This is a genomic window from Stenotrophomonas maltophilia (assembly GCF_047782825.1).
Taxonomy (GTDB): Bacteria; Pseudomonadota; Gammaproteobacteria; order Xanthomonadales; family Xanthomonadaceae; genus Stenotrophomonas.
On sequence record NZ_CP180589.1, the window covers coordinates 336,423 to 361,536 of the forward strand.

General features: G+C 67.0%; 26 protein-coding genes. 18 read left to right on the forward strand and 8 right to left on the reverse strand.

The genetic code is table 11. The features are described 5' to 3' along the window. The first annotated feature begins 110 nt into the window (after positions 1-110). The 4 genes from ACM2ZB_RS01535 to ACM2ZB_RS01550 all read left to right on the forward strand — a co-directional run bounded on the left by ACM2ZB_RS01535 (position 111) and on the right by ACM2ZB_RS01550 (position 4,984). Positions 111-1,196, forward strand: coding sequence for a lysozyme inhibitor LprI family protein (locus ACM2ZB_RS01535; RefSeq protein ID WP_416057147.1), 1,086 nt, complete (start codon positions 111-113; stop codon positions 1,194-1,196). A 204-nt stretch (positions 1,197-1,400) separates the two neighbouring features. After that, the gene (locus ACM2ZB_RS01540; RefSeq protein WP_416057148.1) at positions 1,401-2,753 is read left to right on the forward strand and encodes a serine hydrolase domain-containing protein; all 1,353 of its coding nucleotides are present in this window, start codon (positions 1,401-1,403) and stop codon (positions 2,751-2,753) included. Between the two features lie 290 nt (positions 2,754-3,043). Beyond that, entirely contained in the window at positions 3,044-3,553 is a 510-nt protein-coding gene (locus ACM2ZB_RS01545; RefSeq protein ID WP_416057149.1) for a DUF4952 domain-containing protein, read from the forward strand. Positions 3,554-3,808: 255 nt separating this feature from the next. Next, entirely contained in the window at positions 3,809-4,984 is a 1,176-nt protein-coding gene (locus ACM2ZB_RS01550; RefSeq protein WP_416057150.1) for an ankyrin repeat domain-containing protein, read from the forward strand. Positions 4,985-4,996: 12 nt separating this feature from the next. On the opposite strand, the gene ACM2ZB_RS01555 is transcribed toward ACM2ZB_RS01550, so the two are convergent. The 4 genes from ACM2ZB_RS01555 to ACM2ZB_RS01570 all read right to left on the reverse strand — a co-directional run bounded on the left by ACM2ZB_RS01555 (position 4,997) and on the right by ACM2ZB_RS01570 (position 8,180). Then, positions 4,997-5,389: a DUF3037 domain-containing protein gene (locus ACM2ZB_RS01555; protein ID WP_416057151.1), complete on the reverse strand. Its 393-nt coding sequence runs from the start codon at positions 5,387-5,389 to the stop codon at positions 4,997-4,999. Beyond that, positions 5,367-6,143, reverse strand: coding sequence for a HipA family kinase (locus ACM2ZB_RS01560; protein WP_416057152.1), 777 nt, complete (start codon positions 6,141-6,143; stop codon positions 5,367-5,369). The genes ACM2ZB_RS01555 and ACM2ZB_RS01560 overlap by 23 nt, the downstream gene beginning before the upstream one ends. A gap of 69 nt (positions 6,144-6,212) precedes the next feature. Beyond that, entirely contained in the window at positions 6,213-7,661 is a 1,449-nt protein-coding gene (locus tag ACM2ZB_RS01565; RefSeq protein WP_416057153.1) for an XVIPCD domain-containing protein, read from the reverse strand. 12 nt (positions 7,662-7,673) lie between these two features. Beyond that, complete coding sequence (locus tag ACM2ZB_RS01570) at positions 7,674-8,180, reverse strand: hypothetical protein (RefSeq protein ID WP_416057154.1); 507 nt, start codon at positions 8,178-8,180, stop codon at positions 7,674-7,676. 352 nt (positions 8,181-8,532) lie between these two features. Between ACM2ZB_RS01570 and ACM2ZB_RS01575 the strand changes: the two genes are divergently transcribed. The 9 genes from ACM2ZB_RS01575 (at position 8,533) to ACM2ZB_RS01615 (ending at position 17,298) form a co-directional block, all read left to right on the forward strand. Next, positions 8,533-8,862, forward strand: a complete 330-nt coding sequence (locus ACM2ZB_RS01575) for a hypothetical protein (protein ID WP_416057155.1) — start codon at positions 8,533-8,535, stop codon at positions 8,860-8,862. Between the two features lie 197 nt (positions 8,863-9,059). After that, complete coding sequence (locus tag ACM2ZB_RS01580; RefSeq protein ID WP_416057156.1) at positions 9,060-11,522, forward strand: S9 family peptidase; 2,463 nt, start codon at positions 9,060-9,062, stop codon at positions 11,520-11,522. 86 nt (positions 11,523-11,608) lie between these two features. Next, positions 11,609-11,989, forward strand: coding sequence for a hypothetical protein (locus ACM2ZB_RS01585; RefSeq protein WP_416057157.1), 381 nt, complete (start codon positions 11,609-11,611; stop codon positions 11,987-11,989). A 109-nt stretch (positions 11,990-12,098) separates the two neighbouring features. Next, a complete protein-coding gene (locus ACM2ZB_RS01590) occupies positions 12,099-12,425 on the forward strand; it encodes a hypothetical protein (RefSeq protein WP_416057158.1) in 327 nt (108 codons plus the stop codon). 18 nt (positions 12,426-12,443) lie between these two features. Next, on the forward strand, positions 12,444-12,785 hold the full coding sequence (locus tag ACM2ZB_RS01595) for a hypothetical protein (protein WP_313437407.1): 342 nt from the start codon (positions 12,444-12,446) through the stop codon (positions 12,783-12,785). A gap of 137 nt (positions 12,786-12,922) precedes the next feature. Continuing rightward, positions 12,923-15,325: a GH92 family glycosyl hydrolase gene (locus ACM2ZB_RS01600; protein ID WP_416057159.1), complete on the forward strand. Its 2,403-nt coding sequence runs from the start codon at positions 12,923-12,925 to the stop codon at positions 15,323-15,325. 222 nt (positions 15,326-15,547) lie between these two features. Next, complete coding sequence (locus ACM2ZB_RS01605; RefSeq protein ID WP_313437401.1) at positions 15,548-15,967, forward strand: hypothetical protein; 420 nt, start codon at positions 15,548-15,550, stop codon at positions 15,965-15,967. Further along, positions 15,964-16,767 (forward strand): SGNH/GDSL hydrolase family protein, encoded by an 804-nt coding sequence (locus tag ACM2ZB_RS01610; RefSeq protein ID WP_416057160.1) that lies wholly within the window; start codon positions 15,964-15,966, stop codon positions 16,765-16,767. Before ACM2ZB_RS01605 ends, ACM2ZB_RS01610 begins: the two co-directional genes overlap by 4 nt. 96 nt (positions 16,768-16,863) lie before the next feature. Continuing rightward, positions 16,864-17,298 carry a hypothetical protein gene (locus ACM2ZB_RS01615; RefSeq protein WP_416057161.1) on the forward strand — a complete coding sequence of 145 codons (435 nt, stop codon included), beginning with the start codon at positions 16,864-16,866 and terminating at the stop codon, positions 17,296-17,298. A gap of 9 nt (positions 17,299-17,307) precedes the next feature. Here the strand turns inward: ACM2ZB_RS01615 and ACM2ZB_RS01620 are convergent, their stop codons facing one another. After that, complete coding sequence (locus tag ACM2ZB_RS01620) at positions 17,308-18,174, reverse strand: LysR family transcriptional regulator (protein WP_416057162.1); 867 nt, start codon at positions 18,172-18,174, stop codon at positions 17,308-17,310. A gap of 127 nt (positions 18,175-18,301) precedes the next feature. Between ACM2ZB_RS01620 and ACM2ZB_RS01625 the strand changes: the two genes are divergently transcribed. After that, entirely contained in the window at positions 18,302-19,423 is a 1,122-nt protein-coding gene (locus ACM2ZB_RS01625) for an agmatine deiminase family protein (RefSeq protein ID WP_416057163.1), read from the forward strand. 28 nt (positions 19,424-19,451) lie between these two features. Here the strand turns inward: ACM2ZB_RS01625 and ACM2ZB_RS01630 are convergent, their stop codons facing one another. Next, on the reverse strand, positions 19,452-19,997 hold the full coding sequence (locus ACM2ZB_RS01630) for an acyl-CoA thioesterase (RefSeq protein WP_416057164.1): 546 nt from the start codon (positions 19,995-19,997) through the stop codon (positions 19,452-19,454). Positions 19,998-20,066: 69 nt separating this feature from the next. Between ACM2ZB_RS01630 and ACM2ZB_RS01635 the strand changes: the two genes are divergently transcribed. After that, positions 20,067-20,645 (forward strand): TetR/AcrR family transcriptional regulator, encoded by a 579-nt coding sequence (locus ACM2ZB_RS01635; protein ID WP_416057165.1) that lies wholly within the window; start codon positions 20,067-20,069, stop codon positions 20,643-20,645. A 23-nt stretch (positions 20,646-20,668) separates the two neighbouring features. Here ACM2ZB_RS01635 and ACM2ZB_RS01640 read toward each other — a convergent pair whose 3' ends face one another. Continuing rightward, positions 20,669-20,980 carry a hypothetical protein gene (locus ACM2ZB_RS01640; protein WP_416057166.1) on the reverse strand — a complete coding sequence of 104 codons (312 nt, stop codon included), beginning with the start codon at positions 20,978-20,980 and terminating at the stop codon, positions 20,669-20,671. Positions 20,981-21,148: 168 nt separating this feature from the next. Between ACM2ZB_RS01640 and ACM2ZB_RS01645 the strand changes: the two genes are divergently transcribed. From ACM2ZB_RS01645 to ACM2ZB_RS01655, 3 genes are all read left to right on the forward strand, one after another. Beyond that, on the forward strand, positions 21,149-21,529 hold the full coding sequence (locus ACM2ZB_RS01645) for a VOC family protein (protein ID WP_416057167.1): 381 nt from the start codon (positions 21,149-21,151) through the stop codon (positions 21,527-21,529). Then, a complete protein-coding gene (locus ACM2ZB_RS01650) occupies positions 21,526-22,302 on the forward strand; it encodes a hypothetical protein (RefSeq protein WP_416057168.1) in 777 nt (258 codons plus the stop codon). The genes ACM2ZB_RS01645 and ACM2ZB_RS01650 overlap by 4 nt, the downstream gene beginning before the upstream one ends. 102 nt (positions 22,303-22,404) lie before the next feature. Then, positions 22,405-22,902, forward strand: coding sequence for a hypothetical protein (locus tag ACM2ZB_RS01655; RefSeq protein ID WP_416057169.1), 498 nt, complete (start codon positions 22,405-22,407; stop codon positions 22,900-22,902). Between the two features lie 39 nt (positions 22,903-22,941). On the opposite strand, the gene ACM2ZB_RS01660 is transcribed toward ACM2ZB_RS01655, so the two are convergent. Next, complete coding sequence (locus ACM2ZB_RS01660; protein ID WP_416057170.1) at positions 22,942-25,050, reverse strand: TonB-dependent receptor family protein; 2,109 nt, start codon at positions 25,048-25,050, stop codon at positions 22,942-22,944. Between the last annotated feature and the right edge of the window lie 64 nt (positions 25,051-25,114).

The window sequence follows — 25,114 nt, forward strand, 5'->3', positions numbered from 1 at the left end:
GGGCTGAATGGCAGCTGTGACCGGCGTAGCCGAAGTTGAGCGCATATTCGTGCAGCATCCATCATCGGACAAGGACGGGGCCAGCCCAGTGCCCCCAGGGAAGGAAATGCATGTTGATGTCTGATCGCGTGCGCGGGCAGCGCACCTGGTTGCCGGCCGCTCTGCTGCTTCTGGCGACATGCCTTGGTACGTCTGCGCAGGCAGCGCCCCAGGCGGCGGCGCGCAAGGTGCCCAGCGGTGCCGAGCTGCTGGCCGGCGATGCGCGCTACTTGGGGCCGGCGTACGCGCCGTGCATGGCCGCCGCCCATACGGTCGATGCCCGCCGGCGCTGTGTCGACACTGAACTGAAGATTCATGACGACGCCCTCAACGCAGCCTATGCTGCGGCGTTTTCGACGCTGCCCGCTGTTGACCAGGGCGTGCTGCGCGTTCTGCAGCGGCAATGGATTGGCCAGCGGGACAGCCGTTGCCCGCAGGGCGGGGACGCCGCTGCCCAGCTGGATGCACAGCAGTGCCGCACCCACATGACCCTGCTGCGTGCGCGCCAGTTGCAGGGCGGCGGAGCGGCGGCACTGGTTGCCGAAGCCAAAGCGGCACGGCCCCCGGCGCAGGCCGCGAGCCATACCGCTGATGGCGCGCCGGACGGCCAGGGCAGGATCACCCTGCAGCCCGGCCAGGGCGAAATCTCGCCTGCGCTGCAGGTCGTGTTCAAGGTCGCCGACTGCAGTGGCGCCGACAACGTGAGCACCTGCCAGGTACAGGCCATGGATGTGACCCGCGGTGGTCGCAAGGTGGCGGTCACCGGCGTGCAGCCGCGCCTGACCCGGGCGGGGGCCGGTCCGCAGGGTGCCGCCTCCGTGCTGCTGACCGTCGAGGACTTCAACGGCGATGGCGTGCCGGACCTGCAGGTGTGGCTGGACAACAACGGTATCTACAACGTTCCCGTCCATGCGTTCTACCTGTTCGATGCCAAGCGCAACCGCTATGTGCGGGCCACGGCGCTGGAAGCGGCCATCGGCGGGCGCGATATCGACCACATCGACAACGGCCGGTTTGTCCTGCACGCAAAGGTCAGCCCGTGCGAGCGCGAGGACAAGGTGATCCAGCTGCTTGGAACCCAGCCACGGACACTGCTGGAACGCCGTTACGATACCTGCAGAGGCGAGCGACCGACCGAATCGGACCTGCTGGAGTAGCGTCGACCATTGGTCGACGGCCCTCTGCGATCAGCTGAAAACCTGCGCTGCGCGCGGTAGTCGACCAACGGTTGACTCTACCCCGTCGCCAGGCGCCAGCTTTGGGCTAGGATGGCCGCACGCCTCGTCTGCGAAGGAATCGCCATGTTCGTGCGCTGTCTTTCCGCCCGCCCATTGCTCTGGGCTTTGGTGATGCTGCTGTGCATGGGTGCCGCGCACGCTGCGCCGCCCGCTCCTGAGGCACGGCGTGTCGCCGATGACTGGCTGGCTGCCTTCAATGCTGGCAGTCTTGAGAAATTGCAGGCGTTCGCCGAACGGTACGCCAAGAAGGATGGCAGCACCCCGCAGGATTACCTGGAGTTCCGCGAGTCCACCGGCCCACTGCAGCTGCTGGAAGTGCATGAGAGCACGCCGCTGCAGGCGAAGCTGCTCGTGCTGGCGCAGCAGACCGAGCGTGCGATGCTGGTGACGGCGGAGATAGATCCGGCCCATCCGCAACATCTGAAGCTGTTCCAGCTCGAAGGCACGCCCACGCCGGAAAAGTACCAGCCCGCACGCATGGCCTTGCCGCAGCTGATGGCTGATGCCCGCACCAAGCTGGACGCGTTGGCCGCCGAAGACGCGCTGTCGGGTAGCGTGCTGGTAGCGCAGAACGGGCGCGTGCTGCTGGATTGGCACGGTGGCCTGGCCGACCGCAGCGCGAACAGGGCGGTCGAGGCGCAGACCCGATTCCGCCTGGCCTCGTCCAACAAGATGTTCACCTCGGTGGCCCTCCTGCAGCTTGTGCAGGCCGGCAAAGTGAGCCTGGACGATACGATCGGCAAGCACCTGCCGGACTATCCGAACAAGGTGGTTGCCGATACCGTGACGGTGCGCCAGCTGTTGACCCACACCAGCGGGCTGGGTGATTTCTTCGGCGATGATTTCGACCAGTACTCGGCTTCGTTGAAGACGCTGGATGACTATGTGCAGCGCTTCGCCAAGGATGCGCCGCAGTTCGCGCCCGGCAGCCAGGACAGCTATTCGAACTATGGCTTCATCGTCCTCGGGCGCATCATCGAAGCCGTATCAGGGCAGTCGTACTACGCATATGTAGACGATCACATCCTGCGCCCGGCAGGAATGATGGCCACGGGCTTCGAGCCGGAAACGGTGGACGTTGCGCAGCGTGCTGTCGCCTACACCAGGAAGGACGGGAACTGGGTGCGCGAAACGAAGACACTGCCCTGGCGCGGCATGTCGGCCGGTGGCGGCTACAGCACCGCCGCTGACATGTTGAAATTCTGCGAGGCGCTGCGCAGCGGCAAGCTGGTAGCGCCGGCGATGCTGCAACAGGCCACCACCGCGCAGAACCACAAGGGCTGGTATGGCTACGGCTTCGTCGTGCAGGGGCAGGGCCGCCAGCACCAGTATGGGCACGAGGGCGGCGCGCCGGGTTCGAACAGCGCCATCGTGGTGCTGCCCGAACAGGGCTACGTGGTCATCGGCCTGGCCAACGTCGACCCGGATGCGATCGGCAACGTGGTCAACTACATCGCGCGGCGTTTGCCGCTGTAGCGTTCGCGCACAACCGCGCGCTGCAGGAACAGCGCACAGTGCGATAGGTGGGTCGCCCCACACCGGTTTCATGGACGAAGCATGAGCGATCGCCACGCATTGGCGAATTGCCCCGCCCGTTGAACAGCGGGACTGGCATCCGTTCGCTGCCCAGTGCGCCATACTCCAGCAGGTTGCCGCCACGCGTCATCGTCGATCTGGCGCCGCACGTTTCAGCGAGTAGACGATGGCATGCCGGTAGCAGATCGTCGGTCGGCATCTTCACCACAATCAGCGAAGGATCGTTCTTGATGTCCGTTACCACGCCAAAGCATGCCGCCTGTTTCCTGCTGCTGGCGTGGATCGTGCTGTTGCCCCGCGCGAACGCGCTTGCGCAGCAGACCCCTGCCCAGGCGCTGGCGGAGTGGAATGCACAGGGGCGGGCGGATGGCCTGGCGCGACCGGATACCCCGTGCCAGGACTTTCTGCAGGCGATAAACAGGAGGCCTGACAGTCTGGAATACCTGGGATGCAGCCAGGACGACGCGTCCTACATCAAGCCGATGGAAGCTCGCTACCGCGTGGCGGGTGCGCGGGCTGCAGAGGTCGAAGCCTATCTGCACGCCACGTTCGGCATGCCGCTGCTGCGATACGTCTGCTGTGGCTGGAGCAACGGCGCGCCTTACTACTGGCGCGAAGGTCCGCAGGCGGTGAGATACCAGATCGACATGGGAGTGGAGTCGCTGCCGCATGCGCGGAATGAGTGGCAGCGCATCGAAGCGTTCAACGTGACCGTTGCGGTGATGCGGCAGAGCCCGTAGCGCCGATGCAGGAGCAGGCAGCCAACGCCAGTACGGGCGTGAAGGCGCCGCGCCGGGTTCGAACCGTGCCATCGTGGTGCTGCCCGGACAGGGCTGCGTGGTCATCGGCCAACGTCGATCCGGATGGGATCGGCAACGTGGTCAACTGCATCGCGCTGCGGTTGCCGCTGTAACTCCGCTGGCCAACATGCGCGATGCAGGAAACGCGTGGTGTGCGGTACGCTGGACGATCAACACCGGTTTCATGGACGAAGCATGAGCGATCGCCACGCATTGGGTATCGAACACGAGAGCGAACTCGTTCGCCTCTACAACGCCGTGGAAGCGGGGGATCTGGATCGGGTGCGCGCCATTGCCGCCGCGCAGCCTGCCCTGCTGCGGCTGGCCTACTTTGGCAACGCAGGCGGCAAAAGCGTGCTGCACATGGCGGCGGCGCGCGGCCAGGAAGCGGTCTGCCACTGGTTGCTGGCGTGGGGCCTGCCGGTGGATCTGAGCTTCAACGGCAACGACGGTGAGAGGCCCTTGATGGCCGCCGTGAACAACGGTCATGTGGCCGTCTGCAAACAGCTGTTGCAGGCCGGTGCCGACCCCGACGGTGGGGCCCTGGCCTGGTGCCCACCGCTGTACGCTGCCGCCGTAAGGGGGCAGAGCGATATCGTCGATCTGCTGCTGCAGGCCGGTGCCGACGTCAACCGCCTGCACCGGCAGATGAACCAGTCGCCGTTGGACGTGGCGCGCATCTGGAATCACCCGGCAGTGGCTGACACGTTGGAGCGCCACGGAGGCAGGAGCGTGCGTGACTACCAAGGCCCGTATGTGCAGGGCGCGGGGGAATCGATCGTCGTGTTCGTGCACAACACCGCCGGGCCGGTGCTGCGACCTGAGCTCTCGCCGGTGTCGACTGATCCCAGGGCATCCCTGCACGTGAGCCTGATTGACGGAAAGTCCGACTTCAAGCTGCTGTTCAGCACGGGCCTGCATGGCGCCGGCCCGCCGATGACCGAGCTGTTCCTGTGCCTGCAGGGCAACTGGCCACTGCCACGCACAGGGCTGGCCGATGAGAGTGTGTGGCGCTTCCCCGAACGGCTGCTGTCACGCGTGGTGGAGCAGGTGTTCGCGAAGGGACCGATCAGCGAGGGGGACCTGCTGGAGCGCAGCGATCCCGCGTTCACCGATCTGCCGTGGCCAGAGGATGTCGACGCGCTGCTGGCGGTGGACAAGCCCTGGAATCCGGTGGACGAGCGCGAATCGATTCCGGCGCACCAGCGCGTCCTGCTGCTGGTGCTGGCGCCAGTGAAGTACACGAAGAAGGGTCGGCCTGATGCCAGCGCGCTGGCGACGCTGGTGGAGCGCAAGCGCAAGGCCGGTTGGCGGGTGTTGTCGCTGCGGCGGGATGATCCACGCGTCCGCCGCGACATCCTGCCCGGCTGACCAGGTGCCGCCTCAGCGCGGCACCCGCACCATCCTCGTCATCAGATGGTCCACCACGCCGGCCGGATCGGCCGTGCGGCCCACGTGCGTGCTGGACATCTGCACGATGGAACTGCGCTTGGCGGTGAGGAAGTGGAAGCGCGCCCGTGCCGGCAGCTGCGCGATGGGGCCGGCATCGGCGTCGCCGCGGCAGATCGCCACGATGGCATCCAGCCAGGGCTGCAGCGCGTCCAGGTCCAGCGCGGGCGCGAACGCCTGCAGGCGCGCCGTATCGATCTCGATGGCCGCTTCCAGATGGCGTGCGCCGGGGCAGGACACGATCACCCCGACGTTGATGAATTCCTCGCGTTCCACCCGCGGTACCACGCGGATGACGGCATAGTCATACGTGTGCAGCGTGGGCACGGATGGCCTCCTGCACGAACACCGCACGCACCTTCAGGCGGTGCTTGAGGTAGTTGATATAGCCCTGGCGGTACGCCTGCGGGCTGTCGAAGGCCGGCTCGTCCACCAGCCAGCTGTCCGGCACCAGGCCAACGATGCGCTCGATTTCCGCATCGGGCAGGCGCGCGGCCAGCTCGGCATCCACCTCGGCAATGCGGTTGGCAAATGGCAGCAGCACGTGGTCGCGGATCAGCACGAAGGGCTTTTCGCAGGCATCGCCGGCATTGGCCCAGTCGTGGTGGAAGTACATCGCCGCACCATGGTCGATCAGGTACAGCTTGCGGTGCCAGACCATCAGGTTGGGGTTGCGCGTGGTGCGGTCGACATTGCTGGTGAACGCGTCGAACCAGACGATGCGCGAAGCCAGATCGGCGTCCACCGGCATCGCCGCCGGATCGTAGTTGATCGAGCCGGGCAGGTAATCCAGGCCCAGGTTCAGGCCCTCGCTGGCGCGGATCAGGTCCTGGATCTCCGGGTCCGGTTCGGTGCGGGCGAATTCGCTGTCCAGCTCCACGAACAGGATTTCCGGGATCGGCAGGCCGACCGCGCGGGCCATTTCGCCGGCGATCAGCTCGGCGATCAGGGCCTTGGGGCCCTGACCGGCGCCACGGAACTTGAGTACGGCCATGCCGTCGTCGTCGGTCTCGACCACGGCGGGCAGGGAACCCCCTTCGCGGAGCGGGGTAATGTAACGGAGGGCGTGGACGGTGCGCATGCGCGCATTCTAGCGTGGCGTGCGATGGGAGCGCCGGATGATCGTCCGGCGCCCCATCGCCAAGCTGCCTCAGTGGGAGAGCGGGCTGCGCTGCTGGTCCTGCACCTGCGCGCGTGCGTGCTCCTGCGATGCGGCCTCGACCTGCCGCTGGTTCACCAGGGCCAGGCTGTCCAGACTGTCCCGCACCGGCCGCTGTGCTGCCTCGGTCGTGGCCATGGAAGCGCGCACTGAAGCCGGGTCATCAAGCGCTCCCTTCACCACGAAGACGTTCTGTGCGCCTGCGGCATCGGCGGTCTGCCGGCTCAGTACGACATGGTCTACGCGGTCCAGGCCATTCTCGCGGGCCAGCACCAGCAGGCTGGCGCTGAGTCGCTCGCTGTGCTGGTCGAAACTGCGCCCGTTGGCTGCATCAAGCCCAGCCACCTTGTTCCGGATCTGTTCGTGGAGGTCACGGTCGGCATCCGGGGCGAGCGGGGAGGCGTCCTGATCGCGCGGTACCGCGGGAATCACCGCATCGGCAGACGAGCGCGCGGCGATGGGCACGTGCACGTGGCTTCCTTCGGTGTGGTCGAAATAATGCAGTGTCGAGGGCGCGCTGCTGGTGTCGAAGTAGGGCTGGCGTGGGGGCGTTCCCTCGCCCAGATAGAGGCCATTCTGTTCAAGCAGGCCCTCCTGCAGGCCCAGCCGTTGCATGTTGATCTCCATCCTGCTGATGCCGTCGGGCGGCGGGTTGGCCGCTTCGTACTGGCAGGCGCGGGCAACGGCATAGGCGCCATACAGATTCTGGTAGTCCGAGTTCCCATGGTGCCCAAGCTTCGCGCTTACGCCCTGGTCAAAATAATGCCTTGCCATGCCCTCGATGTTGGCTGGGGTGGCGGTCATGCTCAGGTCGGCATTGAGCGTCAGGTCGGTATGGGCGGCGTAGCTGGCGGGCGGGCCTGGAACCATCCGTACGAAGTCCTTCGCGCGTGGGCTGGCGTCGTACAACTCCTTCAGGGTCGCGTTCGGGTCTGCTGTGCGGATCTGGCTGACCAGCGCGTTCCAGCCCTCGATGTTCGCCGTGGCCTCATCGCGGCGGTTGGCAGCCAGCACGGTTGCGATGGCCGGGGTGTAATCGTGGCCCGTGCGTCCTGCGACAACTCTCTCGAGGTCATCTTCGAATGCTTCATACGCATCGCTGGTCGCCTGGTGGTTGAAGCCGTGCTGGATTTCGTGCCCGAGCACGAACGTCAGTTCCGCGGTATCCAGGCGGCCATTGCCCGCTGGCGTGGACAGGCCCGCTGAAGGAAGTTCGATGGTCTTGGTATCGCCATGGTAGGTGCCGCCGGCATGTTCCCCGGCAGGCTGCAGCTCGAAGTGCTGCAGGTGCCCCGCGCTGATGGCCGCATCGACCTGGGCAGCCAGTACGGGGGAATGGCTGATGACCGCGCGCAGGTTGTTTACCTGATCGGCGGTAACGCCGGTCTTGCCTGCAAACTCGCCCAGCAGGCGCTCGGTCGCTTCTGAAAGGGTCGCCATCGATCGCAGCCCTTACTGCACGGTCACAAGGCGGATGCACGCATGCAGTGCCTCGCCAGTCGCCGCAGGACGCTCGGGGGTGGTGTCCACTTTGATGCTCAGCTGCGAACGGTCAAAGCGGTCGTAGATGGTCCGGCCATGCTCGCCCCGCACGGTTTGCCGGGTGAAGCCCGCAGCATCCAGCGCTGAGGCGAACCGGTTGAAATCGATCTGGCAGATGGCCGTGGCCGGTGCCTTCTGCTGCGTACTGGTGTCGATGAAGTTCAGATCCAGCCGTGCGTCCGCGGTACCCGCGTGTTTCACTTCCAGCCCATAGCTCCACTCTGGGGTGAGCGCGCCACCGTATCCGAAGTGACCGGGTGCAAACAGGCGGGCGGGTTCACCCATCGCGGCAGAGACGCGCTCGACGGTCAGTTCGCTTGCCGAGGACGTGGCCTGGACCAGATCCAGCAGACGCAACAGCAACTGCTCTGCGTCCAGCGGTGCAGCGGGGGTGGTCTGTGAAGCGGTCGGGGCCATGGTGTCGAGTCCTTGAGTTGTCTGCGTGCGGGCGGCGGTGTGGGAACACGCGCTGAGCGTGGCCGAAACAAGAAGGAGCCACGTTGGTATGAATGCGTGCCTGGGCATGCGCGTTCCTTGCGTGATGAAGGCTGACCTTAGGGGCAGCAGGGTGAAGCAGAGGTTACTCCAATGGATCGCCAGGACCCTGCGGCCGACCGCAGCCGGCGCGCGATCTTCACTTCCCCCTGCCGCAGCCGGTGGCAGCATACAGCGTTGGGGAGACTGAACCGGCCAGGATGGTCGTGGTGTCCGCAAGCTGCCATCCTTCAAGCGTTTCGAAGATGTCCCTGCAGGCTTTGGAGGTGCACCCATGAGCAACGAATCCATTCCCCTGCTGCCGACCCTGGACGACGCCAAGGTCGAGCAGATGATCGGCAAGGTGGTGCTGGTGGGCATTACCCGTTATGGCGGTGATGGCCAGATGCAGGACCAGCAGCAGTATTCGGGCACGGTGCTGCGCATCAGTGCGGAGGAAGGCGTGGTGCTGGCCGACGAGGCCGATGGCCATGAACGTTACCTGCCTCCGATGCTGGACCAGTACCTGCCGGCGGAGCCGGGTGAGTACCGCCTGCGTTCGGGCGGCGAGATCGTGGTCGACCCTGACTATCTGACCACCTGGGATCTGCACGCGCAGCAGTAACGCAAGGGCAGGTGGTCGCCGGGCATGGCCCGGCGCTACCGGAGACAGCCCTGTGCCTGGTAGCGCCGGGCTATGCCCGGCGGACTTGGCCCCATCCGGCCACTAGCCCTTCCGGCCCATTCACGACAGCTCCTGGGGTGCTAGATTCGGCCGATGCCCGCTGTGCGGGTACCCAATCACACCCCAGGGGATCACGGATGCTCATCCATCGCACCTCGCTGGCGGCGGCCATTGCCGTTGCCACTGCCGGCCTGCTGGCCGCCGGCCCGGCCCTTGCCGACTACGCAAAGCCGCCGGAACAGCTGCTCAAGGTTCTCAAGGCGCCGCCGCCGCCGATGCCCAACATCGACCCCAGTGGCCAGCGCCTGCTGCTGACCACCGCGCAGACCTATCCGTCCATCGCGCGTGTGGCCCAGCCCTACCTGAAGCTGGCCGGCGTGCGCCTGGAGCCGAAGAACCGCAGCCGCCATGACACCCCTGGTGGCTACGGCATTCCGGCCTGCGTCGCCGATTTCAGCGTGGTGGAAATCGCGAGTGGCAAGACCACCAAGGTCGACCTGCCGCAGGGCTGCGCCGGTGCGGCGCAGTGGTCGGCCGATGGCAGCCACTTCGCCTTCCAGAACGCGGTTGATACCAGCGTGCAGCTGTGGGTGGGCGATGCGGCCACCGGCCAGGTCAAGCAGGTGCCGGGCGTGCAGCTCAACCCGATCTTCGGCAGCACCGTGCAGTGGCTGGGCGGCAGCCAGAACCTGCTGGTGAAGCTGGTGCCGGCCAACCAGGGTGCAGCCCCGTCCAACGGCGGCGTACCCACCGGCCCGGATGCGCAGGAATCGCTGGGCAGCAGCGGCGAAAGCAGCACCTATGAAGCGCGCGACACGCTCACCAGCGTGCATGACGAAAAGCTGTTCGCCTACTACGGTGCTTCGCAGCTGGCCGTGGTCGACACCGCCAGCGGCAAGGTGCGCCCGGTGGGCACCGCCGCCATCTTCAACGACGTCAGTGCCGCGCCGGATGGCGTGCACGTGCTGACCGAATCGATCAAGGCGCCGTTCTCGCACGCAGTCACCTACCAGCGTTTCGCCAACGATGTGGCGGTGCTGGACATCACCAGTGGCAAGACCACGGCCATCGCCAGCCTGCCGCTGGCCGACCGCGTGCCGGTGCACGGCGTACCGGAAGGCCCGCGTGGTTTCGATTGGCGTTCCACCGATCCGGCCACCCTGGTCTATGCCGAAGCGCTGGACAAGGGGGACTGGAAGGTGAGCGTGCCGCAGCGCGACCGCGTGCTGATGCTGAAGGCGCCGTTCAACGGCAAGCCGGTGGAAATCGCCCGCACCACGCAGCGTTTTGAAGGCCTGGCCTGGTCGGCTGACCCGGCGGTGTCCTTCATGTTCGAGAACGACGAGAACCGCCACTGGGTGCAGACCCGCATCGTCGATGTCGACCAGCCGAAGAAGGAAGGCCGCCTGCTGTGGGACATGTCCAGCGATGAGCTGTACGGCGACCCGGGCAACCTGGTGTTCAAGCGCCTGCCCAACGGTGCGGCCGTGGTGCGCCAGGAAGGCAATTTCGTGTTCCTGCGCGGGCAGGGCGCTTCGCCGCAGGGCGACCGTCCGTTCCTGGATCGCCTGGACCTGGGCTCGCTGAAGACCGAGCGCCTGTTCCGCAGCGACGCCGATGCCTACGAGCAGTTCCTGGGCTTCAGCAACACGCCGGGCCGTTACCTCACCTGGCACCAGTCGGTGATGGACCCGCCCAATGCGTTCGTGCGCCAGCAGGGCGAGCCGGTTGCCGCAGCCAAGCAGGGTGAGGCCCAGTTTGCGTCCACTGCCACCGCGTTGACCAAGCTGGTCGACCCGACCCCGGAAGTGCGCCAGATCAAGAAGCAGCTGGTCACCTACAAGCGTGCCGATGGTGTGGACCTGTCCTTCACTCTGTACACGCCGCCGGGCTACAAGGAAGGCCAGCGCGTGCCGGCCATCCTGTACGCGTATCCGGCCGACTTCGCCAACGCCGCCCAGGCCGGGCAGGTGTCCGGTTCGCAGCAGACCTTCACCCGCCTGCAGCCGTACCGCCTGATGCTGCTGGCCGGCTACGCGATCATCGACAACGCCTCGTTCCCGATCGTGGGCGACCCGAAGACCGCCTACGACACCTACCTGGAACAGCTGGAAGCCGACGCCAAGGCGGCGGTGGACAAGGCCGTGGACATGGGCGTGGTCGACCGCAACCGCATCGGCGTGACCGGGCACAGCCATGGCGGCCTGATGACCGCCAACCTGATCGCCCACACCAACCTGTTCAAGGCTGGCGTGGCCACCAGCGGTTCGTACAACAAGACGTTCACCCCGTTTGGCTTCCAGAACGAGCGTCGTTCGGTGTGGCAGGCGCAGGATGTGTACCTGAAGGCCTCGCCGTTCTTCTACGCCGACAAGATCAAGCTGCCGCTGCTGCTGGTCCACGGCGAAGACGATGCCAACCCGGGTACCGAGCCGTTCCAGTCGCGCAAGCTGTACCAGGCCATCCGTGGCAACGGCGGCACCACCCGCCTGGTGATGCTGCCCAACGAACCGCACTGGTACACGGCGCTGGAATCGAACGAACAGCTGGTGTCGGAAATGCTGAACTGGTTTGACACCTACGTGAAAAACGCGAAGTAGAGTCGAGCTTGCTCGACTGCTCCACGCAGGGCCGCCTTTGGGCGGCCCTGTTCGCATGCACCGGACCTGACGCAAAGGAGTGCACGATGAAAACCTGGTTGCTGGCCGTTGCAGGCGTGATGGCCCTGGCCCCGCTGGCTGCGTGTTCCACCACGCACCCGCCGGCGCCGCGCGTGGAGCTTCCCGTCGCCGCCGATCAGCTCGGCCTGCACCTGGACATGGACTACGCACAGGCGCGCCGGATGCTGTTGGCCGCTGGCTGGGTCGCCCAACCGCACGACTACGAAGGGCGCGCCCCGATGGACGCGCATCCGGAGCTGGACTGCGGCAATGGCCTGCGCTCGGTCTGCACGGTGGTCTACGGCAAGGCAGGCCGCACACTGTTCCTTACCCTGGAACCGCAGGCGGATGATCGCCTGGCTGTAGCCGCTGTCGATGACCTGCAGGATTCCGCGTACGCACGGTAACGCGGCTGTGCCGGTGCAGCGCCTTTGCGTAACCATCTGTGATGTGTGCATGGCAGTGCCGCAAAGCTGCGGTACGCTGCAGCTCTGATGCTTGCCACGGATGCGTTCAATGAAAGCCATCGCCCTTGCAGTGTCCCTGTCGTTGGCCATCGCCCCGGTCATCGCGTCGGCGCAGGACGTGACCGGTGAGCTGGCCGCGTTGGGCATCACCGCCGGCATGCCCTATGCCAAGGCCAAGCGCCTGCTCGATGCGGCGGGGTGGCAGGCCACGCTGCCGGAATCACGCCAGGCCGCATTGCCGGATTTCCCGGAAATCGAGTGTGGCCAGGGGCGCGATGCGGTGTGTTCGGCGGGTTTCCGCAAGGAGGGTCAATCGGTGGCGATGATCATCGGCACCACCCAGGCGGGCCAGCCCTTCGTGCAGGGCACGTACTGACCGGGCAGGCATGTCGCGATGAAAAAGGCTGCCGTGGGGCGCGCTGGATTCGGATGGTTGCTGATCGGCCTGCTGTGCAGCGGCGTGGCCGCGGTGGGCTGTACCGCGCTGGGCAGGTTTGCCATACCGCGCTTCGCTGAAAGCTTTGCCGAAGCCGGCCAGCCGCTGCCAATGATCACCCAGGTATTTGCCAGCAGCTATGGGCTGGTCTGGCTTGCACCGTTGCTGGTGATTGCCGCGTGGCTGGCAGGGCGGGCGCGCCTGTCCGCGCTGATCGGCAGCGTGACGCTGATGCTGGCGACCCCGCTGGCCATGTTCGCCGCATACCTGCCGCTGTTCAAGCTGGGCACGCTGTTCTGATAGAGGCGCCCGCCGGGCGCTGCGGTTCGTGATCGGGTACCGGCAACCATGACCTACGGCCTGTCGCCCGGGGGTCAAGCACGTACTACTCTCAGTGGCTCAAGGCGCGTGGGTGCCTCCTTCCACTGGAGTTGTCGATGTCCCGTTCGTTGCTGGTCGTGGTGTCTGCCGCGCTTTCCGCAGGCGTGTTGTCGCTGGCCCCGGTGCCACTGCTGGCGGCCAAGGCTCCCGCGCAGGATCTGGCCGCCGAGGTCAATCCTTTCATCGGCACCACCAACGCCGGCAACGTCTATCCCGGCCCCACCGTGCCCTTCGGCATGGTGGCCTTCAGCCCGGAAATGACCGCGCTGCCGGGCAAGCGCTTCCCGATTGCCGCACCCGGTGGCTATGAGTGGCGCAGCAACGGCGTGCGCGGTTTCAGCCTGACCCACGTCAACGGTACCGGCTGCACCGGTGCCAGCGGCGATATCCCGTTGATGCCGGTCACCCTGCCGGTGGAACTGTCGCCGTCTTCGGCCGATGCGGGCATGCGCTATACCAGCCTGCTGGACCATCGCAAGGAAACGGCCAGCCCCGGCGCCTACACGCTCACGCTGGACAATGGCGTGGCGGTGAGCCTGGCGGCGACCGCGCGCACGGCGGTGGGGCAGTTCCAGTTCCCGGCCGACAAACCGGCCAACCTGCTGTTCCGCACCTCCGACAGCGAGGTGGGCAGCAGCGATTCGACCATCATCATCGACCCGGCCACGCGCACCGTGCGCGGTTCGGTCACCAGCGGCAACTTCTGCGGCTACCTGGCCGAAGACCGTCGCGAGAGCTACTACACCCTGCATTTCGTTGCCGAGTTCGACCAGCCGTTCGGGGTGGGTGGCACCTGGCGCGATGACGCCGTGCAGGCCGGTGCGCGCGAAGGCGGTGGCGGCACCACCTATGGCAGCAAGGGCCACCCGCCGGCCGGCAAGGGCGCGGGCGGCTGGATCAGTTTCGATGCCAAGCGCACGCCGGTGGTGACCGCACGTATCGGCGTGTCCTACGTGGACGAAGCCGGCGCGCGTGCCAACCTGCGCCGCGAAAGCCCCAAGGGCGCCACGGTAGCGGCCACCCAGGCGGCCACCCGCGCGCAGTGGAACGCGCTGCTGGGCCAGGTGCGGGTGCAGGGCGGCACGCCGGACGAACGCACGGTGTTCTACACCGCGCTGTACCACGCCATGCTGGCGCCCAACCTGCACAGCGATGGCGACGGCCGTTACCGCGGCATGGATGGCAAGGTGCATGGCCTGTCCAAGCGGCAGAAGGCGCAGTACGCCAACTATTCGGGCTGGGATGTGTACCGTTCGCAGCTGCAGCTGGTCACCCTGCTGCAGCCGCAGGTGGGTTCGGACGTCGCGCAGTCGCTGCTCAACCAGGCCGACCAGAATGGCGGCGTGTGGGACCGCTGGACCCATATCACCGGCGCGACCGGGGTGATGAACGGCGATCCGTCGCCGCCCTCGGTGGCCGCCATCCATGCCTTCGGTGGGCGCAGCTTCGATCTGCAGCGTGCCTACGCATCGCTGAAGCAGGCCGCCACGGTGCCCACCGCGCGCGACCTCGACAAGCGCGGTTGCCCGGTGCTGTGCGTGGGCCAGCGGCCGGGCCTGGACCAGTGGCTTGCCCTGAAGTACATGCCGGAAGGCGCACCAGGCTGGGGCAGTGCGGCCGATACGCTGGAAATGGTCGCTGCCGATTTCGGTCTGTCCGAGCTGGCCCTGGCCGCCGGCGATGCGCAGGGCGCACGGCAGTTCCGCGAGCGTTCCGGCTGGTGGCGCAACCTCTACAACCCCAAGGCCACCGCGCAGCAGGGCTATATCCAGCCGCGCAACGCCGATGGCAGCTGGCCGGCCTTCGATCCTGCCGCCGATGAGGGTTTCGTTGAAGGCAGTGGCGCGCAGTACCTGTGGATGGTGCCGTTCGACCCGGCGGGCCTGTTCCAGGTGCTGGGCGGCCGCGAGGCCAGCATCGCGCGGCTGGACGCGTTCTTCCGCAAGCCCGATGGTGGGTGGGCGGTGACCAAGTCCGGGCCGCTGCACGCGGAACTGGACAATGAACCGTCCATCGCCGCGCCCTGGCTCTACAACTTCCTGGGCCAGCCATGGAAGACCCAGGAAACGGTGCGCCAGGCCATGCGCCAGATCTGGACCAATACCCCCGAAGGCATGCCCGGCAACGATGACCTGGGCCAGATGTCCTCCTGGTACGTGTGGTCCGCGCTGGGCCTGTACCCGGTGTATCCGGGCCGTGCGGACCTGGTGATCGGCAGCCCGCTGTTCCCCGAAGTGGTGATCGCCCGCCCGGGCGCGAAGATCGTGGTGCGTGCACGCGGCGCGGCGATGGATGCGCCCTATGTGCAGTCGCTGCGCGTGGACGGCAAGGACAGCGGCGCCAGCTGGTTGCCGGCCGACTTCGTGCAGCGTGGCGGCACCCTGGATTTCGAACTGGGCACCACGAAGAACGAACAGTGGGGCGCACAGGACGTACCGCCTTCGCACGGCCCCCGGTAACTCCGCACCATGCGTGGATGAACCAACGCACGGCCGGGCACCACCCGGCCCCGGTAACTCCGCACCACACGTGGACGAATCGCCACCCGCCCCAGTAGATCCACGCCATGCGTGGATGCAGTGCCACGCCATGCGTGGATGCGGTACCACGCCACGCGTGGATGAACTGCCACCCGGCCGTGCTAGCCTGACCGTGCAACACACAAGCGGCAGGAGGTTCCCATGGAAATTCCACAGGACGTGTACGACCACGTACTGGGCGTAGCGGTCGAAATGGCCAACGCCAGCACCCACGGCGACACCCGCAGCCAATGGCGGCTGCACGATGAACTTCGCCAGTACTGCGATGCGATGGCGACCGAAGGCCGCGACCATCCCTTCATGTGGGAAACACTGGGCGACTTCACCAGCGACAGCGGCGTGGCGATTGGCTACTACCAGCGCGCGCTGGCCCAGGCGCGCCAGCTGGGCGTGATCGAAGGCGAAGCGTCCATCTGTCTGGAACTGGCGCGCCGCCACATCGACCAGGGCGAGCCCGAGCGCGGTTACGAATTCGCGCTGCGCGCCGACGAGGCCGCGCGGCAGACCGATGACCTGGACCTGCGGCGCGAGATCAGCCAGTTCCTGCTGGAGAATTCATGAAACGCGCACCATCGCGGGTACGCATGGCCTGCACGGCCGCGCTCTTGCTTGGCGCGGCCGCCGCACAGGCGCAGCCGGCACCGGCCATCAACCCGCTGCTGGTGAAGCCGGTCGGGCAGGTCACTGCCGACGAAGTGCAGTTCATGCAGCAGCGCCTGTCCGACTGGGCCGAACTGGGGCGCTACCGTGCAGCGAACGCACAGCTTCCCGCCAGGCAGGCCGGTGTGCCGCGCGTGCTGTTCTATGGTGATTCGATCACCCAGGGCTGGGGCGAAGAAGATGCGGCTGCGTTCTTCCCCGGCAAGGGCTACCTCAATCGTGGCATCGGCGGGCAGACCACCGCGCAGCTGCTGCTGCGCTTCAGCCAGGATGTGATCGCCTTGAAGCCGGATGTCGTGGTGATCCTGGCGGGCACCAACGATCTTGCCGGCAATACCGGGCCCAGTACGCAGGCGATGATCGAAGACAACCTGCATGCAATGGTGGATCTGGCCAAGGTGCACGGCATCGCCGTGGTGCTGGCCTCGGTGCTGCCGGTCAGTGACTACCCGTGGATGCCTGGCACCCAGCCAGCGCCCAAGGTACGCGCACTGAACGCCGCACTGAAGGACTACGCCGGTGTACAGGAACTGGTGTACCTGGATTACTACACGCCCATGGCCAATGCGGCCGGCGGGTTGGATCCCGCCTTGGCGGCCGATGGCGTGCACCCCACCGCGAAGGGCTATGCGCTGATGTCGCCGCTGGCCGAAGCGGCGATTGCGCGGGCGCTGAAGGGCAGGCCGTCTGATGCGCGTTGATCGTGCAGGCATCGGGCGCTCCGCGTTCGCTGCACAACGGCGGCCTGGCAACCCGGTGTAACGATGGCGGCTGTGTCCAACAGAGTGGTGGAAACCATGGCACACGCCGTGTTCAAGCGTGGCCCGGTGCTGGTCACCGAACTCTATTCCAGTGCGGGCATGCCGCCGCGCCGCTTCGATTCAGCCGAAGTGTTCTGCGGGCATGCGCGCGCGTTGCAGACCCTTTCCGGCGGCATGCTGCTGGTGGGCGTGCAGTACCCGGACATGGGCGGTGGCGTGCGGGTGCGTCCCTTCGAACCTGGCCGTGGTGAATCCGGCCGCTTCAGCGTGGCCGGTTGGGGCCTGATCAGCATCCTGCTGCCGATGGCCGCCGATGCAAACTGCGTGGCAAAGGTGCATGCGCTCACCGAACGCGCCGCCCTCGACCGCGAGCGCGGCGCATTGGATGTTCCGCCGGTGTGTGATTGGAACTGGAGGGCCGTGGAATCGCACAAGCGCCGGTTGAAGGACGTGCTGAGGAAGGCGCTCTGACCATCCGGCTCAGCCGTCGTCGCGCTCCAGCGTGGCCAGCAACCAGTTGCAGAAGCTGACCACCAGCGGATCGCGGGCGCTGTCATCGTGCAGCAGCCAGCTCCAGCGTGGTCCCTGCACCCGGTGTTCGTCCAATGGCTGCAGCAGGCCCTGCGCGCGGGCACCGGCAGCCAGCAGTTCACTCACCAGGGCGATGCCCAGGCCCTGGCAGGCCGCATCCAGCAGTTGCCCCGGCTCGGAAAAATTCAGGCCCGCGCGCTGCTGGCCCACGTCCGCGCCGCCCTGCACCTGCCATTGGCTCCAGTCCATTTCGCGTTCGCCATGCAGGGTGGTGCGTTCGGCCACCGGCTGCGCCAGCACGCTGGGGTGGCAGGCCGGATACAGACGGTCCTGCAGCAGTACCCGCTGCTGGCACTGCGCCTGCGGCTGCAGGTCATCCCCCACTGCGATATCCACCGTCTGGCTGGCCATGTCCGGCGGCGTTTCACTGGTCAGCAGCCACAGGTCGGCTTCCGGGTGCCGCCTGCGGAAGTCGCCCAGGCGCGGCACCAGCCAGTGGCGGGCGAACGCCGGGCTGGCGCTGACAATCAACTGGTGCGGCTTGCGGTACTGGTCCAGGCGGCGGATGCCGCCGGCCAACTGGCGCAGCATCGCCTGGGTCGTGGCCAGCAGATCGATACCGGCATCGGTCAGGCTGACGCTGCGCCCCTGGCGGAAGAACAGCGGCTGTTCCAGATAGTCTTCCAGCCCACGGATCTGCTGGCTGATGGCCGACTGGCTCAGGTGCAGTTCCTCGGCGGCACGGTGGAAACTGCCCAGCCGGGCGGCGGCTTCAAAGCCACGCAGTGCGGTCAGCGGGGGCCAATGCTTGAGCATGATCGATAAGTAAATCTGATCAGATATGCGCTGAATCTATCGTTTGTCGGCCGGCGCCGGCAAGCGCAGCATGGGCCCATCGCGCTGCACGCGCTGGATTCCCATTCATCAGCTGGACTTCACCGTCATGTCGACCCGACGTTTCTTCCTTTCCCAACTCGCCGGCGCCGCAGGCCTGGGCGGCCTGGCGGCACTGGGCCTGGCCGCCACCCCGGCCGCGCGGGCCGCCTTGCCTGCCGGCTGGTACATGCCCGACGAACACGGCCCGCAGGAACGTGTGTTCCTGGCCTTCGCCGCGCAGCCCCGGGTGTGGGGCGCGCAGGCCGCAGCGGTGAATGACACCGTGGCCCGCCTGGCCCGCACCATCGCCCGCTACCAGCCGGTCAGCGTGCTGTGCCGCCCCGGGCAGCGCCGCCAGGCGCAGGACCGCTGCGGCCACGACAACATCGAATTCCTCGATGTGCCGCTGGATGACATCTGGGTGCGCGATTACGGCGGCTGCTTCGTCACCGACGCGCGCGGCGGGCTGGGCCTGGTCGATTTCAACTTCAACGGCTGGGGTGGCAAGCAGACCGCGCGCAACGATGGCGCGGTGGCGCCCTGGCTGGCGCAGGCCACCGGTGCCACGCTGCTGGAAAGCGACCTGGTGGGCGAGGGCGGCGGCATCGAAGTGGATGGGCACGGCACGGCCATCCTCACCGAGAGCTGCTGGGTGAACCGCAACCGCAATCCGGGGTGGTCACGCGCCGAAATCGAAGCCGAACTGAAACACCACCTCGGCCTGCGCAAGGTGATCTGGCTGCCGGGCATCGCCGGCGAAGACATCACCGATGCGCACGTGGATTTCTATGCACGTTTCGTGCAGCCGGGCGTGGTCATCGCCAACCTGGACAACGACCCCGACTCCTACGACCACGATCTGACCCGCGAACACCTGCGCATCCTGCGCGCGGCCACCGATGCCGATGGACGCCGCCTGCAGGTGCATACGCTGCCGCCACCGCTGGGCGGGCGCAGCAACGTGCACACCCGCAACAATGATGATCTGGCCCGCGGCTACATCAATTTCCTGCCGATCAACGGAGCGGTCATCGCCCCGCAGTTCGGCGATGCGAACGCTGATGGCTACTGCCGCGAACTGCTGCAGACGCTGTACCCGGGGCGGGTGATCGAACAGGTGGACATCGATGCCATCGCCGGCGGCGGTGGTGGCATCCATTGCGTGACCAAGAACATGCCGCGCGTCTGAGCCTGCCCAACGCACGGGCAGGCAGCGCTCAGTCGTTGTCGCGCTTCAACGCCGCATCGGCGGCCAGCAGTGCTTCGGCGGCCGCACTGAGCGGCGGCGACGGTGGCGTATCGCAGCCGATGGCGGCCATCATCCGTTCCATGCCCACGAAACTGCGCGCGCGGCGGTCGTAGATGCCGGTGACCAGCAGCGCGCGCGTGGCCACCTTCTGTTCCGCGCCCACCAGCACGCGCTGTTCCATGATCACCCGCGTGCCGACCCAGCCCGCCAGCCGCGTTTCCAGGGTAAAGCGCTGGAACGGCTTCAGTTCACGGCGGAACTGGATGGTGCCGGCACCGACGATGGGCGCCCACTTCTCGCGCAGCGCCACCTTGCCCAGGCCCATGCGCAGGATCAGGTCCAGCCGGCCCAGATCGAAGATGTTCCAGTAGCGGCCGTTGGTCATGTGCAGGTTGCTGTCCAGATCGTTGGGCAGCACCCGGAACGGCAGGCGCGAGACCCCGAACGGAGCCTGCAGCTTCGGCCGGAACAGGCTGCACAGCAGCAGGTGGAGCAGGCGGAACCAGAGATTCATGGCTATGACGACTGTTATAGAACCGCCGGTACGCTAATCTATGACGACTGTCTTAGCAAGGAGAGTGGCATGTGTCCTCGAGCCTCCGATGCCCCGCAGCGCGTGATCGATGCCGCCGCGCAGATGCTGGCGCGGGTAGGGCTCAATGCCACCAGCATCCGTGAAGTGACCCGGCTGGCCGAAGCGCCGCTAGGCTCCACCTACCATCATTTCCCGGGCGGCAAGCAGGAACTGCTGGCCAAGGCGACCCAGATGGCCGGCGACAAGGTGGAAGCGCTGCTGGTGGAGCTGCTGAAGGGAGGCGCGGTGCAGGGCCTGCAGCAGTTCCTGGCCATGTGGCGCGAGCGGCTGCTGCGCACCCAGTTCCGTGCCGGTTGCCCGGTGCTGGCCGCTGCGGTTGAAGAGCCGGTGGACGCCTTGCCCAGCCAACCCCGTGCCGCCGCTGCCGACGTTTTCGTGCGTTGGCAGGGCCACCTGTCTGCGGCGTTTGTTGTCGATGGCCATGCGCCGGCGCAGGCCGCCAGTCTGGCCAGCCTGGTCATCGCCAGTGTGGAAGGTGCGGTGGCGATGAGCCGCGCACTGCAGGGCATCGCACCGTTCGACCAGGTGGCAGCGCAGCTGCTGAAGGCGGCCGCGCCGCCGGCCTGACATCGGCGGTGGCAGCGTGCGGATTACTTGAAGATCATGAAGTAGGCCCAGCCCGCCAGGATCGGCAGCAGCGCGGCAACGGCCGATGCACCCAACCATTGCACGTAGCTGTGGGAGACCTTGGTGACGTGCCGTTTCAGGGCCCACGCATGCAGCGGAAGCACCAGCAGCGCCTGCAGGATGAAGACGGCAACAGCAGCAATCCATGCCAGAGCAGCCGCGAGGCAGCCGTCGCTCAGGCAGTAACTGCCGAACCACGTTCCCCAGCTGCCCAACCCGAACATCGGGATGAACATGAGGACGGCGACGGGGCGGGTGAACTGATAGGCCTTCATCGGTGAAGCGTCCATTCTTCGGTGGCCAACCATAAGCGATCGGGCAGGCCCATACCACGCACGGGCCCGCCGATGCGCGAAGGCCGCGGCCACGCCGGGTAGACGGCGCCGGGGGGCAGGCTAGAATCGGATCGACCGCGCAACCGCGTGCCCGGCAAGGATGTCCGCATGCTGCACCACCTTTCTCTTGGCGTCCGCGATCTGCACGCGGCCGGCCGTTTCTACGATGCCGTTCTGGCCGCGCTGGGGTATCGGCGCGTATTCGAGGATGACACCGCCATCGGTTACGGCCTGGTGGATGACCAAGACGTGCTGTGCCTGAAGCTGCGCGATGACGCCACCGCGCCGGGCCCCGGCTTCCACCTGGCATTCGCTGCGCAATCGCCCGCGCAGGTCGATGCCTTCCACGCCGCGGCGATGGCCACTGGCGGCCGTGACAATGGCCCGGCCGGCCTGCGCCCCGATTACGGCGATACCTATTACGCCAGCTTCGTGGTCGACCCGGATGGCCATCGCATCGAAGCGGTTACCAAGCAGCGTGCCCCATGAAGCCGCGCAAGCGCTTCATGCCGCGCCCGCTGAAACGGCCGATGACGCGCGGCAGTGAAGTCGCCCGCGCGCGCCGGCAACTGCAGCACCACGGGTGGCCGCGCCTGCAGATGTCCTTGATCGTGCTGCTGACCGGTGGCGCCGGTTTTCTTGCTTCGTATCTGCTGCGGCTGGCGGGCCTGGACAGCATGCTGCTGCGCTACCCGCTGGCAGTGCTGCTGGCCTATGGCGTGTTCCTGCTGCTGATGTGGATCTGGATCCGCTGGCGCTGGGATGCCGTGGTCGATGGCGTCGCCGACGTCGCCAGCAGTGGCGGCGGTGGAAGCCCGCCACGCAGCGGCCCCGGCTGGGGTGGCAGTGGCGGCCATTCCGGTGGCGGTGGTGCATCTGCCTCCTGGGCCGAGGCGCCGGCCGCGTCGGTGATGGACAGTGATGCGCCCGCGCTGCTGGAGGTTGCCGATTCCGAGGCCGGCCTGCCGTTGCTGGTTGTGCTGGGCATCGTGGCGATTGCCGCCAGCGTGCTGCTCGCCAGTGCCTGGGTGGTGTGGTCGGCACCGGTGCTGATGGCCGAACTGCTGGTGGATGCCGCCATTGTCGGTGGCCTGTACCGGCGCATGCAGGGCATGGGTGCGCAGGGCTGGTGGCGGCTGTGTCTGTCCCACACGATCTGGCCGTTGCTGGGCCTGCTGGTGTTCTTCGCCGCGCTGGGCTGGCTTGCACAGGAACTGGCACCCGGGGCGGTCAACCTGATGCAGGTGGTGCGGGCGCTCTGACAGGCGCTGGGCTATGATCCGGCCGTGGCTGCGGTGTGTAGCCACGCAGTAATCACCACTGACAAGGACAAGCGAATGGATGTCGCTGCACGCAGAAACAGGATGTTGTTTCGTTGGTTGATGGGCGCGATGTTCGTGCTCCTGATGCCGTTTACGGTCTGGGCCCAGCCGGCTTCGGGCCCGGCCGAACCCATCGTTGACGCGGCGGCCGCCACGGCCGAGGACGCAACGTGCCGCGCCTGCACGTATGAGCGCTTCGGGCCCAAGGTCAACATCGGCCTGGTGGCACTGGTGTCGCTGCTGGTGGTCGGCCTGCTGGTGGCGGTGTCGCGCGAATGGGGCACCACCTCGCAGCGCTGGACCTTCCGCACCACGGCGCTGCTGCTGGTCGCCATCGGCGTGGCTCTGCTGTGGTGGGCAGGCAGCATCCTCTACCTGGGCTACAACCCCTGGCAGGAAGCCGCCGCACCCGCCGATGGTTCACTGGCCAGCAACGTGCTGGGCACCTCGCCGAAATGGCTGGCCGGCCTGCTGATGATCGGCTTTGCGCCCAGCATCTGGAAGCGCAGCGAACGCCTGCCGCGCTGGCGCATCGCCTGAGGGAACGCCGGGCCACCCCCGGCGGTTCCCCGCTGGCGCTCAGTCAAAGCGCCAGCGCACCCCGGCGTAGGCGCCGCGGCCTTCGCCCGGTGTCGAGCGCGCAACGTCCTTGCCGGCGTCGTTGTAGCCCGGCGTGACCGTGGCCGCATAGTGGCGGTCGCCGATGTTGCGCATTTCCGCCCATGCCTGCCAGCGGCCGCCCGGTGCTTCGTAGCCGATACGGCTGCCGAAGATCACATGGCTGCCGGCCCAGTAGCTGTTGGCGTAGTCCACGGCAATGCGCGAGGCGTATTCGGTATTCACGGCCGCATACAGGCCTGAAGCATGGTCGAAGCGCAGTTCGGCCTGGTAGCTGTGCTGCGGCAGGCCGGGCAGGCGGTTGCTGCCGAAGCGGGCATCGTGGCGATAACGGAAATCGCTGAACGTATAGGCCTGGCGCAGCGACAGGCGGCCCGGCGCTGCCTGCCACAGCGTGCTGTCCAGACCGGCTTCGATGCCGCGGTGCACGGTGGGGCTGGCGTTGTTCTCGGCCACGAACAGGTTCGGCACCGGCTGCAGCTCCACGCTCAACAGTTCGTGGTTCACATGCGCGTAGTAGCCGGTCAGATCCCATCGGCCCAACGCCGCTTCACCGCGCGCGCCCAGTTCCAGCGTGGTGGCGGTCTGGTTCTGCATCGCTACCGGTGTGCTCTGGCGGCCGGTGGACGGGCCGTTGCCCGCACCGAAGAACTGGTTTGAACCCCAGATCATCGACCACGGGTGCGGCGCCTCCACCGAACGGCTCAGGTTGCCGAACCACTGCGTCTGTGCGCTGTGCTGCCAGATGAAGCCCAGGCGCGGCGCGTAGTCCCAGCCGCTATCGCGCAGGCGGCCACCACTGCTGGGCCAGGTCACCTGCACGTCGCTGCGGGTGTTGATCACGGCCAGGCCGGTCTGCACGCGCAGGCGATCGTTCATGGCCACGGTGTTGCCGATGTGCAGCGTGCTGTGGGTGCCAAGATGGCGGAAATCACGCGTGCGCGTGCCGGCGGCATAGCCGTTGCTGGCATAGCGCAGCGACTCGCGCACGTTCGCGTCCAGGTCGTGGGCCACGCGCAGGCCGAGGGTGGTTTCGCTGTCCAGGCCGAACAGCGGATGGCGCCGGCGGTAGTCCAGCGTGGCATTCAGATCGGCGTAGTCCAGCTGCTGCCGGTACAGGCTCTCGCCCAGGTCCATCGGGTACTTGTGGTAGACCAGTCCGGCCTGCAGCGAAGAATCCTCATCGATCTGCAGCGTGGTCATGTTGCCGATCCAGGTGCTGCCCGGCTGCGGGCGGCGCGCGTCGATGGCCAGGTTGGCCGGGTTGGCCGCGCGCGGATCGTTGCGGATCTGGTCGCGGGTCAGGCGCCCGGGCGTTTCGTGGTTGGTTTCGCGGTAGCGCACGTAGAACCGCGTCTGCAGGTCCGGGCTGATCTGCCAGCCGATATTGGCCATCGCACCCGTGCCATCCCCGCGTGCATGGCGCTGGTAGCCGTCGTACTCGCTGTCGGTGTAGGCCAGGAAGTAATCGACATCACCACTGACCTCGCCCCAGCTGATCCCGCGCTTCTGGTAACCACGGCTGCCGGCTTCGTAGTGCAGCTGCACGCCGGCCGAATCACGCCCGCTACGGCTGACGTAGTCGATGGCACCGCCCAGCGCCGGTGCGCCGCGCTCGAAGCCGTTGGCACCGCGCAGCACCTCTACCCGCGACAGCCACAGCGGTTCCAGCAGCTCATACGGCGTGCCGCCCGGGCCGGTCAGCGGCAGGCCATCCAGGGAAACGGCAATGCCCGACGCATGCGCACCTGGCCCGCGATTGATGCCCGAACCACGAATCGACACCTTGGTGCCTTCGTTGCCCGGCGATTGCGCGCTGATGCCCGGCTGCAAGGCCAGCACATCGGCGCTGCTGGACAGGCGGCTGTCCGCCTTGGCCACATCGATCACATTGCCGGCGCCGGGCACGCGCTTGAGCGCCTGGCGGGCCTGCGCGCTGGCATCGGCTGCGGTGACCTGCACGGCGTCCAGCGTTGTGGCCTGCGGTGCGGCCTGGGCGCTGGAGGCAAGGCCGAGGGATACGGCCAGGAACAACAGCGACGGGGTGGGGCGGTAAGACGGAAGCGACATGCGGGAATGCTGTAAACCACGAAAGTGGCGCGAAAGTTAACAGTTCGCGCGCGCCACGTCACCC

Excerpts from the sequence above, each read along its gene's own strand:
- ACM2ZB_RS01640 (WP_416057166.1), bottom strand. The coding sequence starts at position 20,980 with ATGAAGGCCTATCAGTTCACCCGCCCCGTCGCCGTCCTCATGTTCATC.
- ACM2ZB_RS01615 (WP_416057161.1), top strand. The coding sequence starts at position 16,864 with ATGGCACACGCCGTGTTCAAGCGTGGCCCGGTGCTGGTCACCGAACTC.
- ACM2ZB_RS01590 (WP_416057158.1), top strand. The coding sequence starts at position 12,099 with ATGAAAGCCATCGCCCTTGCAGTGTCCCTGTCGTTGGCCATCGCCCCG.
- ACM2ZB_RS01595 (WP_313437407.1), top strand. The coding sequence starts at position 12,444 with ATGAAAAAGGCTGCCGTGGGGCGCGCTGGATTCGGATGGTTGCTGATC.
- ACM2ZB_RS01620 (WP_416057162.1), bottom strand. The coding sequence starts at position 18,174 with ATGCTCAAGCATTGGCCCCCGCTGACCGCACTGCGTGGCTTTGAAGCC.
- ACM2ZB_RS01535 (WP_416057147.1), top strand. The coding sequence starts at position 111 with ATGTTGATGTCTGATCGCGTGCGCGGGCAGCGCACCTGGTTGCCGGCC.
- ACM2ZB_RS01635 (WP_416057165.1), top strand. The coding sequence starts at position 20,067 with ATGTGTCCTCGAGCCTCCGATGCCCCGCAGCGCGTGATCGATGCCGCC.
- ACM2ZB_RS01560 (WP_416057152.1), bottom strand. The coding sequence starts at position 6,143 with ATGCGCACCGTCCACGCCCTCCGTTACATTACCCCGCTCCGCGAAGGG.
- ACM2ZB_RS01570 (WP_416057154.1), bottom strand. The coding sequence starts at position 8,180 with ATGGCCCCGACCGCTTCACAGACCACCCCCGCTGCACCGCTGGACGCA.
- ACM2ZB_RS01655 (WP_416057169.1), top strand. The coding sequence starts at position 22,405 with ATGTTGTTTCGTTGGTTGATGGGCGCGATGTTCGTGCTCCTGATGCCG.
- ACM2ZB_RS01610 (WP_416057160.1), top strand. The coding sequence starts at position 15,964 with ATGAAACGCGCACCATCGCGGGTACGCATGGCCTGCACGGCCGCGCTC.
- ACM2ZB_RS01585 (WP_416057157.1), top strand. The coding sequence starts at position 11,609 with ATGAAAACCTGGTTGCTGGCCGTTGCAGGCGTGATGGCCCTGGCCCCG.
- ACM2ZB_RS01565 (WP_416057153.1), bottom strand. The coding sequence starts at position 7,661 with ATGGCGACCCTTTCAGAAGCGACCGAGCGCCTGCTGGGCGAGTTTGCA.
- ACM2ZB_RS01605 (WP_313437401.1), top strand. The coding sequence starts at position 15,548 with ATGGAAATTCCACAGGACGTGTACGACCACGTACTGGGCGTAGCGGTC.
- ACM2ZB_RS01630 (WP_416057164.1), bottom strand. The coding sequence starts at position 19,997 with ATGAATCTCTGGTTCCGCCTGCTCCACCTGCTGCTGTGCAGCCTGTTC.
- ACM2ZB_RS01575 (WP_416057155.1), top strand. The coding sequence starts at position 8,533 with ATGAGCAACGAATCCATTCCCCTGCTGCCGACCCTGGACGACGCCAAG.
- ACM2ZB_RS01545 (WP_416057149.1), top strand. The coding sequence starts at position 3,044 with ATGTCCGTTACCACGCCAAAGCATGCCGCCTGTTTCCTGCTGCTGGCG.
- ACM2ZB_RS01580 (WP_416057156.1), top strand. The coding sequence starts at position 9,060 with ATGCTCATCCATCGCACCTCGCTGGCGGCGGCCATTGCCGTTGCCACT.
- ACM2ZB_RS01660 (WP_416057170.1), bottom strand. The coding sequence starts at position 25,050 with ATGTCGCTTCCGTCTTACCGCCCCACCCCGTCGCTGTTGTTCCTGGCC.
- ACM2ZB_RS01600 (WP_416057159.1), top strand. The coding sequence starts at position 12,923 with ATGTCCCGTTCGTTGCTGGTCGTGGTGTCTGCCGCGCTTTCCGCAGGC.
- ACM2ZB_RS01650 (WP_416057168.1), top strand. The coding sequence starts at position 21,526 with ATGAAGCCGCGCAAGCGCTTCATGCCGCGCCCGCTGAAACGGCCGATG.
- ACM2ZB_RS01625 (WP_416057163.1), top strand. The coding sequence starts at position 18,302 with ATGTCGACCCGACGTTTCTTCCTTTCCCAACTCGCCGGCGCCGCAGGC.
- ACM2ZB_RS01550 (WP_416057150.1), top strand. The coding sequence starts at position 3,809 with ATGAGCGATCGCCACGCATTGGGTATCGAACACGAGAGCGAACTCGTT.
- ACM2ZB_RS01540 (WP_416057148.1), top strand. The coding sequence starts at position 1,401 with ATGGGTGCCGCGCACGCTGCGCCGCCCGCTCCTGAGGCACGGCGTGTC.
- ACM2ZB_RS01645 (WP_416057167.1), top strand. The coding sequence starts at position 21,149 with ATGCTGCACCACCTTTCTCTTGGCGTCCGCGATCTGCACGCGGCCGGC.